The 12,884-nt window shown below is 39.4% G+C and carries 14 protein-coding genes; all 14 read left to right on the top strand.

Annotation, left to right across the window (positions count from 1 at the left end; genetic code table 11):
- Positions 1–8 precede the first annotated feature (8 nt).
- The 14 genes from B7692_RS01360 to nadE all read left to right on the top strand — a co-directional run bounded on the left by B7692_RS01360 (position 9) and on the right by nadE (position 12,755).
- The gene (locus B7692_RS01360) at positions 9–626 is read left to right on the top strand and encodes a divisome accessory protein ZapJ (RefSeq protein ID WP_084929690.1); all 618 of its coding nucleotides are present in this window, start codon (positions 9–11) and stop codon (positions 624–626) included.
- A gap of 10 nt (positions 627–636) precedes the next feature.
- Positions 637–1,971, top strand: a complete 1,335-nt coding sequence (murC, locus tag B7692_RS01355; protein ID WP_084929689.1) for a UDP-N-acetylmuramate--L-alanine ligase — start codon at positions 637–639, stop codon at positions 1,969–1,971.
- A 9-nt stretch (positions 1,972–1,980) separates the two neighbouring features.
- Complete coding sequence (locus B7692_RS01350) at positions 1,981–2,436, top strand: GNAT family N-acetyltransferase (protein ID WP_049499018.1); 456 nt, start codon at positions 1,981–1,983, stop codon at positions 2,434–2,436.
- An 8-nt stretch (positions 2,437–2,444) separates the two neighbouring features.
- On the top strand, positions 2,445–2,939 hold the full coding sequence (locus B7692_RS01345; RefSeq protein ID WP_049499017.1) for a GNAT family N-acetyltransferase: 495 nt from the start codon (positions 2,445–2,447) through the stop codon (positions 2,937–2,939).
- Positions 2,940–3,018: 79 nt separating this feature from the next.
- On the top strand, positions 3,019–4,713 hold the full coding sequence (mltG, locus tag B7692_RS01340; RefSeq protein ID WP_084929688.1) for an endolytic transglycosylase MltG: 1,695 nt from the start codon (positions 3,019–3,021) through the stop codon (positions 4,711–4,713).
- Between the two features lie 60 nt (positions 4,714–4,773).
- Positions 4,774–5,256: a transcription elongation factor GreA gene (greA, locus tag B7692_RS01335; protein WP_000818748.1), complete on the top strand. Its 483-nt coding sequence runs from the start codon at positions 4,774–4,776 to the stop codon at positions 5,254–5,256.
- Positions 5,257–5,331: 75 nt separating this feature from the next.
- Complete coding sequence (locus B7692_RS01330; protein WP_045612032.1) at positions 5,332–6,696, top strand: amino acid permease; 1,365 nt, start codon at positions 5,332–5,334, stop codon at positions 6,694–6,696.
- 206 nt (positions 6,697–6,902) lie between these two features.
- Positions 6,903–7,313: a GNAT family N-acetyltransferase gene (locus tag B7692_RS01325; protein ID WP_084929687.1), complete on the top strand. Its 411-nt coding sequence runs from the start codon at positions 6,903–6,905 to the stop codon at positions 7,311–7,313.
- 382 nt (positions 7,314–7,695) lie between these two features.
- Entirely contained in the window at positions 7,696–8,541 is an 846-nt protein-coding gene (locus tag B7692_RS01315; protein ID WP_084929686.1) for an ABC transporter ATP-binding protein, read from the top strand.
- A gap of 15 nt (positions 8,542–8,556) precedes the next feature.
- Positions 8,557–9,285, top strand: coding sequence for a hypothetical protein (locus B7692_RS01310; RefSeq protein WP_084929685.1), 729 nt, complete (start codon positions 8,557–8,559; stop codon positions 9,283–9,285).
- A 385-nt stretch (positions 9,286–9,670) separates the two neighbouring features.
- Positions 9,671–9,880, top strand: a complete 210-nt coding sequence (locus tag B7692_RS01305; protein WP_001107500.1) for a helix-turn-helix transcriptional regulator — start codon at positions 9,671–9,673, stop codon at positions 9,878–9,880.
- Positions 9,870–10,358, top strand: a complete 489-nt coding sequence (locus B7692_RS01300) for a DUF6773 family protein (RefSeq protein ID WP_084929684.1) — start codon at positions 9,870–9,872, stop codon at positions 10,356–10,358. The genes B7692_RS01305 and B7692_RS01300 overlap by 11 nt, the downstream gene beginning before the upstream one ends.
- A 115-nt stretch (positions 10,359–10,473) precedes the next feature.
- The gene (locus tag B7692_RS01295) at positions 10,474–11,934 is read left to right on the top strand and encodes a nicotinate phosphoribosyltransferase (RefSeq protein ID WP_084929683.1); all 1,461 of its coding nucleotides are present in this window, start codon (positions 10,474–10,476) and stop codon (positions 11,932–11,934) included.
- Entirely contained in the window at positions 11,931–12,755 is an 825-nt protein-coding gene (gene nadE / locus B7692_RS01290) for an ammonia-dependent NAD(+) synthetase (RefSeq protein ID WP_084929682.1), read from the top strand. Before B7692_RS01295 ends, nadE begins: the two co-directional genes overlap by 4 nt.
- Positions 12,756–12,884: the final 129 nt, after the last annotated feature.

Raw genomic sequence — 12,884 nt, 5'->3', positions numbered from 1 at the left:
AATAGAAAATGAGAGAAGAACGATTTCCATTGGTGTCAGATGACGAGATCATGTTGACTGAGATGCCGGTTATGGACCTCTATGATGAATCTGACTTTATCAGTAATATCAAGGGAGAATACCGTGATAAGAATTATCTGGAGTGGGCCCCTATTACTGAAGAAAAACCAGCAAAACCGATTGAAAAGCCAGTAGAGAAACCTAAGAAGGCTGGCTTAGGAGTAAAAAAAGAAGGAAAGAGCTATGCGGAGGTGGCGCGTGAAGAAGCGCGTGCGGACTTGAAAAAGAAACGATCAGCAAGCTATCTGACTAAGGATATTACTCCTACAAGACGCCATTCTCAGCCAAATTTGGTTAGACAGGGCAATCAACCTACCGCGCCTTTCCAAAAGGAAAATCCTGGTGAATTTGTCAAATATAGTCAAAAATTGACCCAATCTCATTACATCTTGGCGGAAGAAGTGAACAATATTTCGACTCAAGCTGAGCCAAAAGAAACTTCAGGCCCAAAGAAAAACAACTATGATTTTCTGAAAAAGAGCCAAATCTACAATAAAAAAAATCAACAAAAAGAACAAGAACGTCAGGTTGCCCAAGAGTTGAATCTGACAAGAATTACGGAATAGGGGAGAAAACATGTCAAAGACATATCATTTTATCGGAATTAAGGGATCAGGTATGAGTGCCTTGGCCTTGATGTTGCACCAAATGGGGCATAAGGTACAGGGTTCAGATGTTGAAAAGTACTACTTTACTCAACGTGGTCTTGAGCAGGCAGGGATTACTATTCTTCCTTTTGATGAAAAGAATCTAGACGGTGATATGGAAATTATCGCTGGAAATGCCTTTCGTCCAGATAACAACGTCGAAATTGCCTATGCGGACCAAAATGGTATCAGCTACAAGCGTTACCATGAGTTCCTAGGTAGCTTTATGCGTGACTTTGTTAGCATGGGAGTTGCTGGAGCGCACGGAAAAACTTCAACGACAGGTATGTTATCTCATGTCTTGTCTCACATTACAGATACTAGCTTCTTGATTGGAGACGGGACCGGTCGTGGTTCAGCCAATGCCAAATATTTTGTCTTTGAATCTGACGAATATGAGCGCCACTTCATGCCTTACCACCCAGAATACTCTATTATCACCAACATTGACTTTGACCATCCAGACTATTTCACAAGTCTAGAGGATGTTTTCAATGCCTTTAACGACTATGCTAAACAAATTACCAAAGGTTTGTTTATCTACGGTGAAGATGCTGAATTGCGTAAGATTACGTCTGATGCTCCAATTTATTATTATGGTTTTGAAGCGGAAGGTAATGACTTTGTCGCTAGTGATCTTCTTCGTTCAACAACTGGTTCAACCTTCACCGTTCATTTCCGTGGACAAGACTTGGGGCAATTCCACATTCCAACCTTTGGTCGTCACAATATCATGAATGCGACAGCCGTTATTGGTCTTCTTTACACAGCAGGATTTGATTTGAACTTGGTGCGTGAACACTTGAAAACATTTGCCGGTGTTAAGCGTCGTTTCACTGAGAAAATTGTCAATGATACGGTGATTATCGATGACTTTGCCCACCATCCAACAGAAATCATTGCGACCTTGGATGCGGCTCGTCAGAAATACCCAAGCAAGGAAATTGTTGCAGTCTTCCAACCGCATACCTTTACAAGAACAATCGCTTTGTTGGACGAATTTGCCCACGCTTTGAACCAAGCGGATGCAGTTTACCTAGCGCAAATCTATGGATCTGCTCGTGAAGTAGATCATGGTGATGTTAAAGTGGAAGACCTAGCCAACAAAATCAACAAGAAAAACCAAGTGATCACTGTTGAAAATGTTTCTCCACTCCTAGACCATGATAATGCTGTTTATGTCTTTATGGGAGCAGGAGATATCCAAACCTATGAATACTCATTTGAGCGACTCTTGTCTGACTTGACAAGCAATGTTCAATAGGATTTTCCCATGGAAATTCCAATTAAGATTATTCAGGCAAGTAAGTCTGATTTGGCTGAGATAGAGACACTTCAGGCCACATCTTTTCCAGCTGAAAAGCAGCAACCTTCCCATATTTTAGAAGAAAGTATCCGTAAGTCTGCGGATACCTTTCTTCTAGCTAGGGATGAAAATCAGCTTCTAGGCTATGTTCTAGGTGGTCCTTACCCACACAATCCGAAATGTCTAGAAATACATTCTTTAGTCATCGAGGCTGACCATCAGAGACAGGGATTGGGAACGCTTCTTCTTGCGGCTTTGAAAGATGTGGCAGTTGAGCTGGATTACAAAGCTATTCGTTTGAAGAGTCCGGATGAGTTGCTTTCCTATTTTGAAATGAACGGTTTTATTGATGAAGAAGAGACAGATTCGCTTTATGCAGCTAGTCAATGTTTTAGTATGATTTGGTTTAATCTCTTTTTTTAGGAGGCACAATGGAAATTAGGAAAGCAAGATTAGAAGATTTAGATCATATCGTTGAGATTGAACTAGAAAATTTTTCGATCGAAGAAGCCATTCCTCGCTCTGTTTTTGAGGCGCATTTGCGAGAAATTCAGACCTCTTTTCTAGTTGCAGAAAAAGAGGGTAAGATTATTGGTTATATAGAGGGACCAGTTGTCCCCCACCGCCATCTGCAAGATCAGTCTTTTACAGAAGATATACAAGATTATAGTCATGAGCCTGGTGGTTATATCTCTGTGACCTGTCTTTCTATTTCCAAGGAGGCACAGGGAATAGGACTAGGTCAGAAATTGCTAACAGCTTTGAAAGAACTAGCTCTTGAACACGAAAGAGAAGGCATTAACCTAACCTGTCATGACTATCTCATTACTTACTACGAAAAACATGGATTTGTCAATGAAGGCCAGTCCCAGTCAACCTTTGCAGGGGAAACATGGTATGATATGGTCTGGGAAGCTAAAAAATAAGCTAGAAAAGCATGCTAGGTTGCTTTTCTTTCGTTTTTAAGATATAATATTATGGATTGTCAACGAGGAGGATAAACTTTTGAGTGAAAAGCCAAGAGAAGACGAAAAATTAAGCTTTAAAGAGCAGATTTTACGTGATTTAGAAAAAGTAAAACGTTATGAAGGGATTCGCCAAGAGGCCACTGAACTTGCAGAGAAAAAAGAAGCTCTATTTGTCCCTGAAACAAAACTCGCAGATGAAGATGTTATGGTTGCATCCCTATCAGCTGTTGAAAAAATTATGGAGAATGCACCACGTGTTCCAAAACATCCTAGTGAGGATATGCCTGCATCACCGGCAGATGAATCGAGAGTAGAAGCTCCGATTACTCCTCGTCACCCTAGTCAAGATGTTCCAGCTTCACCAGTTGAAGCAAGTCCATCAAGACCGGTTCCAGGGCCAGAGACTAATCGTCCACAAAAGGTCGAAGAAGATTTCAACGTAACTCCAACAAGAGTAGCTGTTTCTTATAAGACTGAAGCTAAAAAAGAGCCTCAGAAAGAAGTAACAAAACCAGAACCAGTTATGGAAACGGAAGCTGTTGAAGTCATTTCTGAAACTCCGAGTCGTAGTCGTCGTGAGACTGTTAAACCTGTCAAGAAGAAAAAATCACATTTGAAGGCTTTCTTCATTTCTCTACTGATTTTCCTTGCCTTGATTTCGGCAGGTGGTTACTTCGGTTACCAGTATGTCCAGTCATCTTTATTACCAGTTGACGCTAATTCTAAGAAGTATGTAACCGTTCAAATCCCAGAAGGAGCCAATGTCCAAGAGATTGGCTCAGCACTTGAAAATTCTGGTGTGATTAAACACGGAGTGATTTTTGCTTTTTATGCTAAATATAAAAATTATTCAGATTTGAAGGCTGGATATTACAATTTGCAAAAGAGCATGAGTACAGAGGATATCATTAAGGAACTCCAAAAAGGTGGTACTCCTGAACCTCAAGAACCTTCACTCGCAGATTTAACGATTCCAGAAGGATATACCATTGATCAAATTGCCCAAGCTGTAGGCCAATTACAAGGTGAATTTAAAGAACCTTTGACTGCGGATGCTTTCTTGGCTAAAGTTCAAGATGACAACTTTATCAGTCAAGAAGCTGCTAAATATCCAAACCTACTTGAAAGCTTGCCAACAAAAGAAAGTGGAGCTCGTTACCGTTTGGAGGGTTATCTTTTCCCAGCAACCTACTCGATCAAGGAAAGCACAACTATTGAAAGCTTGATTGATGAGATGTTGGCAGCTATGGATAAGACTTTGACTCCGCACTATAGTGCAATTAAGTCTAAAAACTTGACAGTCAATGAATTGCTAACAATTGCTTCACTTGTTGAAAAAGAAGGTGCTAAGACTGAAGACCGTAAGTTGATTGCAGGTGTTTTCTACAACCGTTTGAATCTCGGCATGCCTCTTCAAAGCAATATTGCAATCTTGTATGCCCAAGGGAAACTTGGTCAAAATATTAGCCTAGCAGATGATGCTGGAATTGACACATCGATTAATTCACCATACAATGTTTATACCAAACCTGGTTTGATGCCTGGTCCAGTAGATAGTCCAAGTCAGGACGCGATTGAAGCAAGTATCAACCAAACAAAGAGTGAGAACCTCTACTTTGTAGCCAATGTTACAGATGGTAAAGTCTATTACGCAGTGACACAGGAAGAACATGATCGTAATGTAGCTGAACATGTCAATAGCAAACTTACTCAAAATAGTAGTTCAAACTAAGACTACAACAATGAGAATCTCAGATAGAGATTCAATACTATCGAAAGAAAGTTGAGAAAAATGGCAGAAAAAACATATCCTATGACCCTAGCGGAAAAGGAAAAACTTGAAAAAGAATTAGAAGAATTGAAATTGGTCCGCCGACCAGAAGTGGTAGAACGCATTAAGATTGCCCGTTCATATGGTGACCTTTCAGAAAACAGTGAATACGAAGCAGCTAAGGATGAACAAGCTTTTGTCGAAGGACAAATCTCTAGCTTGGAAACAAAAATCCGTTATGCTGAAATCGTCAATAGCGACTCAGTTGCCGATGATGAAGTGGCGATTGGAAAAACAGTCACTATCCAAGAAATTGGTGAGGACGAGGAAGAAGTTTATATTATCGTAGGTTCAGCCGGTGCAGATGCCTTTGCGGGTAAAGTTTCAAATGAAAGCCCAATTGGACAAGCCTTGATTGGCAAGAAAACAGGTGACACAGCAACCATTGAAACACCTGTTGGTAGCTATGATGTAAAAATCTTGAAGGTTGAAAAAACAGCCTAAAAACAGAAAAAAGGAGTGGGGAGGCAGTGCGCTTCACTCACTCCTTTTTCCATTTTAAATTGAATTGGAGACGTTATGAGTTCAAAGAAGAAAAAAAATAAGATGGAGCGTGGTCTGACCAATCGTCACGTGCAGGTTATGGCCATTGCGGGAACAATCGGAACAGGACTCTTTTTGGGAGCGGGGCGCTCTATCAGCCTAACAGGTCCTTCCATTGTACTGATTTATATGATTACAGGGGCCTTCATGTTCCTCATGATGCGTGCGGTTGGAGAAATGCTCTACCAAGACCCTGAGCAACATACCTTTATCAACTTTATCACGCGCCATTTGGGTAAGGGCTGGGGTTATTTCTCAGTTTGGTCCTACTGGCTATCCGTTGTCTTTATCGGTATGGCGGAAATTACAGCCATCTCTCACTACGTCCAGTTTTGGTTCCCTAGCTGGCCAAGTTGGATGATTGAGATTGGATTTTTGACTATTCTAGCCTTGGTCAATTTGATTGCGGTGAAACTCTTTGGGGAAGTTGAGTTTTGGTTTGCGATGGTCAAGATTGTGGCTATTTTAGCCATGATTGCCACAGGAGTCTTTATGGTCTTGACAGGCTTTAAGACACCACATGGAGTAGCAAGTTTGGCTAATATCGCCGACAATTTCTCACTATTTCCTAATGGTGGAGTTAACTTTGTCATGGCCTTCCAGATGGTTTTCTTTGCCTATCTCATGATTGAGTTTATCGGGGTAACGACTTCAGAAACCAAAAATCCACGTCAGGTCTTGCCAAAAGCCGTTAAGGAAATTCCTTTGCGTATCGCCTTTTTCTACGGTGGTGCCCTCTTAGCCATCATGGCTATCATTCCGTGGCGTGAACTTGCATCGGCTGATTCTCCCTTTGTTACAGTATTTGAATTGGCAGGTGTCAAGTGGGCAGCAGCCTTGATTAACTTTGTCGTCTTGACGTCAGCAGCATCTGCCCTTAACTCGACCCTTTATTCAACAGGTCGCCATTTGTACCAGATTGCCCATGATTCGCCAAATCCATTCTTAAAAGCGATCAAGGCAGATACCCTTTCTCGCCACAATGTGCCACAAAATGCCATCATCGCCTCAGCAATCTTGATTGCCCTAGCAGCCTTTATTAATATCTTGCCAGGTGTTTCCGATGCCTTTGCCTTGATTACGGCATCATCATCAGGTGTCTATATCGCCATTTATATCTTGATTATGGTGGCTCACCTTAAATACCGCAAGTCACAGGACTTTATGGCGGACGGCTATCTCATGCCCCATTATCGTTTCCTAAATCCCTTAACCATGCTCTTCTTTGCCTTTGTCTTTGTAACTCTCTTTTTACAAGAGTCTACATTTGTAGGAGCAATCGGTTCAGCTATCTGGATTATCGGTTTCGGGATTTATAGCCAGTGGAAATTTAGAAAATAAATTAATACTTAATGAAAATCAAAGAGCAAACTAGGAAGCTAGCCGCAGGCTGTACTTGAGTACGGCAAGGTGAAGCTGACGTGGTTTGAATTTGATTTTCGAAGAGTATAAGGACTCATCAACTCAGGTTGGTGAGTTTTTGCTAGTTTGACAGTTTATTGGAATAAGGCTATAATCAAGTTGTAATCGTTTGCGAGGAGGTTTGGATGTACTTTAGATTGGAAAATGAGGAATCCGAGAAGGCGCAAGAAATTGGGAATTTGATTCGCGCTTATAACCGTTCCAAAAGAGAAGAGGCTGAAAGTGAGCCATTGAATCTTTATGTTGAAGATGAAAAGGGTAATCTCCTGGCAGGCTTAGTTGCTGAGACTTTTGGAAATTGGTTGGAAATTGAGTATTTGTTTGTAAAAGAGGAACTGAGAGGGCAAGGAATCGGTTCAAAACTATTGCAGCAGGCAGAAAGTGAAGCTAAGAATCGAAATTGTCGTTTTGCCTTTGTCAATACTTACCAGTTTCAAGCACCAGACTTTTATCAGAAACATGGCTACAAGGAAGTTTTTACCTTGCAAGACTATCCCTACACAGGAAAAAGATTTTATTACCAAAAAGATTTGTAAGGAGAATATGAAATCATAAAGTAAAGAGGGGGCTTGACATAAGTATGGAGGTGGACTAATGGATATGAGTAACTATCGATAAGTAGCAGTTATAATCTACAAATTGTGTCTTTCTAGACGATATTGAGGACAATACAGTCGTAGCTAAGACATTAGATGTGAAATCCTACGATGCTGTAGATGTTTTGAGAAAATTGAATAAGCAGAAAACTCTCTATCATTTAGGTGGTAGAGAGTTTTTTGTTAATAAAATTTTACAAAATGACATTTATATATTGCATTAAGTTAGATATATGATATAATGTTGTTAAAAAGAGGCGCAACTTTTTAAAATTAATGAGAATCAAAGAGAAAACCAAGAATGTTAATGGAGGAATAAAAAATGGAAGTTATAAATGTAAGTAAGCATTATGCTCATTCAATCATTCTCAAAGATATAAATTTTGCACTTAATAAGGGTGAAATTGTTGGTCTAGTAGGGAGAAACGGAGTTGGCAAGAGTACATTGATGAAAATTCTTGTTCAGAATAATCAACCGACTTCAGGGAATATTATAAGTAGTGATAATGTTGGGTATTTAATCGAAGAACCAAAATTATTTTTATCTAAAACAGGTTTAGAGAATTTAAAATATTTGTCAAATTTATATGGTGTTGACTACAATAAAGAAAGATTTGGAAGTTTGATCCAAGAGTTAGATTTGACTCAGTCTATTAATAAAAAAGTAAAGACCTATTCTTTAGGTACAAAACAAAAATTAGCTTTGCTTCTAACTCTCGTTACGGAACCTCATATATTAATTTTAGATGAACCGACTAATGGTTTAGATATTGAATCATCACAAATAGTTTTAGCAGTTCTAAAAAACTTAGCTTTACATGAAAATGTGGGAATTTTAATATCGAGTCATAAATTAGAAGATATTGAAGAAATTTGTGAGAGGGTCCTTTTCTTGGAGAACGGGCTTTTGACATTCCAAAAAGTAGGAAAAGATAGACATAATTGCTTGTTTGAGATAGCTTTTTCATCAGCTACAGATAAAGACATTTTCCTTACCAAACAAGAATTTGGGGATATTGTTCAGGAAGAGGGACTGAAAATTACTATGTCTGGGAATATTCAAAGTAGTGAGCTTTTTAAATTTTTTAACGAAAACTCTATTAAAGTAGTTGATTTTGAAACTAAAAAAGAGACGCTTAAAGATATTTATCTAAATCGTTCAAAATAAAGGAAGGTTATAATCATGAAATTAAATAAATTGAATTTTCTTAAGGAAAATATAAGAGATTTATATTCATCAGGCGTAATATATCTCGGATTGATTATCTCGTTTATACCGCCGATACTGGTTACATTCTTTATTCTAAAGACTCAAGGGACATCACTTGGTATTAAGCATATTTCAAATTTTTATGCTATGCTCGGTATGTTAATGGCTGTTATACATGCTAACCGAATTATTAGCAGGGATTTTTCTAACAATACGATCAGTTTATTTTATAATCAAAAGAAAAATCGGATGATTTACGTCTTGTCTAATTTTCTATATGCCATCTCAGTTTCTATTATTTATGCTTTGAATGGCATTGTGCTACTAGTCATCGTATGTAAATTGGGTGTTCCAGGTGATTTAGGATTAGATTTTATAGTAGCTATTGTAGTCAATACAATTTTGTTAGTCCTATTTTATTTTCTATTATCTTACATTTTCTATTTATACAAATTGAAAAGTGGCTTGGTATTTGGTATTTTAGTAGCTTTACTACTCTTTGTCCCTAATATATTAAATACGATTATGATGAATACTAGTAATGATTTGTTTATCAAAGCAATTGAACTTCTTCCTTTTTATTCCTTACCTGTGTTTGTTGCTTCAAATACGATGTCTATTAGTCAGTATCTTGTGGCAATCACTACAATCATTTTATTGTATTTTTGCACTCTCAAGAAAAGCAAGGAGTATTCATTTTAGTTTTGTTTAGTATTATTTTGCAGACTTAAAATCCAGCAAAATAATCAGTCATCTTGCTATGCTCCTGCTCTTGCTGTTCACCACGTTTTTGACTTATACTAGACTCATTTCCAAAAGCATTATATAATAGTAATATGAAACCAACTAAACTAAACAAGAAGTACAAGCAATAAAAACTCGTTTAAAAGATTCTACTAAAGCTAATACTAAACAAAAATAAAAGAGTAAACTAGGAAGTTTATTTCAAACAATCCAACATACTGATTTTAGGTTGAAGATAATATTGGAGTGCTAATTAATGAGGTTATAATAAATAGCTGACAGCTTGTGTTAGTTTTGGATTTTTTAAGAGTAGATGAGTATTAAAACTATAAGGAGGACGCAGGTGGCTAAAAATTTAAAATTAAAATTAGCTCGGGTTGAGCTTGATTTAACTCAAGGTCAACTGGCAGAGGCTGTTGGTGTGACACGCCAGACTATTGGTTTGATAGAGGCAGGGAAATACAATCCCAGTCTCTCGCTCTGCCAGTCCATTTGCAGATGTTTAGGGAAAACCTTAGATCAACTATTTTGGGAGGAAGAAGATGGTAAATAAATTTATTCATTATCAATTACTTGACGAAAGAGAAGAACAACTAATCAATAAAGCTGGAGCGGAATCCTTTACCCTCTTCATTGGGCTTGTGCTTCTAAGCTATTTGGTGGCTGTATTAGCTCCCTCTATTTTTAATCCGAATTTTCTAGTCTATACTCTGATAGTAGGAATTTTCTTCTTTTTCAATCGTGCTCGTTATCTGGGAGTGACCTACTATAGTCGTTTTCATTTTACGATTTTGGGTTGTTTTTTACTAACCTTGGCTATTACGGCTCTTTTGATGTTACAGAATTATCAATTCAACATAGAAATTTATCAGCACAATCCTTTGAACGGTAAATACCTGTCTGCTTGGGCAATTACTTATGTTATTTACCTTCCTTGGGTTTTTATCGGCAATCTTGGTCTGAAGAGCTATGGCGAATGGGCTCAGAAAAAGTTTGAACAAGATATGGATGAATTGGAGAGTGGTGAATAACTTGTTACTCTTTTCTCAATCCAGCTAAAATGTGTTATAATAGTACTAATTTATTGGAATACATGAAAGTTCTTGAAAATTTTCATGGGTTTCTAGCTAAGGAAGTAGGAAAAGTATGTATCCAGATGATAGTTTGACATTGCACACGGACTTGTACCAGATTAACATGATGCAGGTTTACTTTGACCAAGGGATTCACAATAAAAAGGCGGTCTTTGAGGTGTATTTCCGCCAACAGCCTTTTAAGAATGGCTATGCTGTTTTTGCTGGTTTGGAAAGAATTGTGAGTTATCTTGAAGATTTACGTTTTTCAGATAGTGATATTGCCTATTTGGAGTCTCTAGGCTATCATGGGGCATTCTTGGACTATCTCCGCAATTTCAAGTTGGAGTTGACCGTTCGTTCTGCCCAAGAAGGGGACTTGGTCTTTGCTAATGAACCGATTGTGCAGGTGGAAGGTCCTCTAGCCCAATGTCAATTGGTAGAAACGGCCCTTTTGAATATTGTCAACTACCAGACCTTGGTGGCGACTAAGGCAGCTCGTATTCGTTCGGTCATCGAAGATGAACCTTTGATGGAGTTTGGGACACGTCGGGCGCAAGAAATGGATGCGGCTATTTGGGGAACACGCGCAGCGGTGATTGGTGGTGCCAATGGAACTAGCAACGTGCGTGCTGGTAAACTCTTTGACATTCCTGTCTTGGGGACCCATGCCCATTCCTTGGTGCAGGTTTATGGTAACGACTATGAGGCCTTCAAGGCTTACGCTGCGACCCACAAAAACTGTGTCTTTCTTGTGGATACCTATGACACCCTTCGCATCGGTGTACCAGCTGCCATTCAGGTGGCGCGTGAGTTGGGGGACCAGATTAACTTTATGGGTGTGCGGATTGACTCTGGGGATATTGCCTACATTTCCAAAAAAGTCCGTCAGCAACTGGACGAGGCTGGATTTACAGAGGCTAAGATTTATGCTTCTAATGATCTAGATGAAAATACCATCCTCAACCTCAAGATGCAAAAGGCCAAGATTGATGTCTGGGGTGTGGGAACTAAGCTGATTACAGCCTATGACCAGCCAGCTCTTGGGGCAGTTTACAAGATTGTTGCAATCGAAGATGAAAATGGGAACATGCGCAATACGATTAAGCTGTCAAATAATGCTGAAAAAGTGTCTACGCCAGGTAAGAAGCAGGTGTGGCGCATTACCAGTCGTGAAAAAGGCAAGTCAGAAGGAGACTATATCACTTATGATGGCGTAGATGTGAGCGACATGACGGAAATCAAGATGTTCCATCCGACTTATACCTACATCAAGAAGACTGTTCGTAATTTTGATGCTGTTCCTCTCTTGGTGGATATCTTCAAAGACGGAAAATTGATTTACAACCTGCCTAGCTTGACTGAGATTCAGGATTATGCTCGTAAGGAATTTGACAAGTTGTGGGATGAGTACAAGCGCGTGCTCAATCCGCAACACTATCCCGTGGATTTGGCGCGTGATGTATGGCAAGACAAGATGGACTTGATTGACAAGATGCGCAAGGAAGCCCTTGGTGAAGGAGAAGAAGAATGAGTTTGCAAGAAACGATTATCCAAGAGTTGGGTGTCAAACCGGTGATTGATGTCCAGGAAGAAATCCGTCGTTCCATTGACTTCTTAAAAAAATACCTGAAGAAACATCCATTTCTTAAAAGCTTTGTGTTGGGAATTTCTGGGGGCCAAGACTCAACCTTAGCAGGACGTTTAGCTCAATTATCTATGGAAGAAATGCGAGCAGAGACAGGAGATGATAGTTACAAATTTATCGCTGTCCGTCTGCCATACGGAGTACAAGCCGACGAAGCAGATGCTCAAAAAGCCCTATCATTTATCCAGCCAGATGTCAGTTTAGTGGTGAATATCAAGGAATCTGCTGATGCTATGACAGCTGCAGTTGAAGCGACAGGTAGTCCTGTTTCAGATTTTAACAAGGGGAATATCAAGGCTCGTTGCCGTATGATTGCTCAGTATGCCCTTGCTGGTGCCCACAGCGGAGCGGTTATTGGAACAGACCACGCTGCGGAAAATATCACAGGTTTCTTTACCAAGTTTGGTGACGGTGGTGCGGATATTCTCCCTCTTTACCGACTCAATAAACGCCAAGGAAAACAACTATTGAAGGAACTTGGTGCAGACTCAGCACTTTATGAAAAAATCCCAACAGCAGACCTTGAAGAAGATAAACCAGGTCTAGCTGACGAAGTGGCCCTCGGAGTCACTTATGAAGAGATTGACGACTACCTAGAAGGCAAAACAATCAGCCCAGAAGCCCAAGCAAGAATCGAAAACTGGTGGCACAAAGGCCAACACAAACGTCACCTACCCATCACTGTATTCGATGACTTTTGGGAGTAAAAAGGTCCGGGGGACCTTTTTACCCCGAGTTTAGAAATAAGAAAATGAGGAACCTCCAGTGGAGGTTTTCAGCATCTCACCTTGAAATAAAAAAGAGAGAGAAAATTCGGTAACTAGAAGAGTTCGATT

Origin of the sequence: Streptococcus mitis (assembly GCF_002096925.1) — a bacterium.
Taxonomy (GTDB): domain Bacteria; phylum Bacillota; class Bacilli; order Lactobacillales; family Streptococcaceae; genus Streptococcus; species Streptococcus mitis_AF.
This window is presented reverse-complemented; position numbering and strand designations above follow the sequence as displayed.

Excerpts from the sequence above, each read along its gene's own strand:
- B7692_RS01360 (WP_084929690.1), top strand. The coding sequence starts at position 9 with ATGAGAGAAGAACGATTTCCATTGGTGTCAGATGACGAGATCATGTTG.
- B7692_RS01345 (WP_049499017.1), top strand. The coding sequence starts at position 2,445 with ATGGAAATTAGGAAAGCAAGATTAGAAGATTTAGATCATATCGTTGAG.
- B7692_RS01310 (WP_084929685.1), top strand. The coding sequence starts at position 8,557 with ATGAAATTAAATAAATTGAATTTTCTTAAGGAAAATATAAGAGATTTA.
- B7692_RS01350 (WP_049499018.1), top strand. The coding sequence starts at position 1,981 with ATGGAAATTCCAATTAAGATTATTCAGGCAAGTAAGTCTGATTTGGCT.
- murC (WP_084929689.1), top strand. The coding sequence starts at position 637 with ATGTCAAAGACATATCATTTTATCGGAATTAAGGGATCAGGTATGAGT.
- nadE (WP_084929682.1), top strand. The coding sequence starts at position 11,931 with ATGAGTTTGCAAGAAACGATTATCCAAGAGTTGGGTGTCAAACCGGTG.
- greA (WP_000818748.1), top strand. The coding sequence starts at position 4,774 with ATGGCAGAAAAAACATATCCTATGACCCTAGCGGAAAAGGAAAAACTT.
- B7692_RS01325 (WP_084929687.1), top strand. The coding sequence starts at position 6,903 with ATGTACTTTAGATTGGAAAATGAGGAATCCGAGAAGGCGCAAGAAATT.
- B7692_RS01295 (WP_084929683.1), top strand. The coding sequence starts at position 10,474 with ATGTATCCAGATGATAGTTTGACATTGCACACGGACTTGTACCAGATT.
- B7692_RS01300 (WP_084929684.1), top strand. The coding sequence starts at position 9,870 with ATGGTAAATAAATTTATTCATTATCAATTACTTGACGAAAGAGAAGAA.
- B7692_RS01315 (WP_084929686.1), top strand. The coding sequence starts at position 7,696 with ATGGAAGTTATAAATGTAAGTAAGCATTATGCTCATTCAATCATTCTC.
- B7692_RS01330 (WP_045612032.1), top strand. The coding sequence starts at position 5,332 with ATGAGTTCAAAGAAGAAAAAAAATAAGATGGAGCGTGGTCTGACCAAT.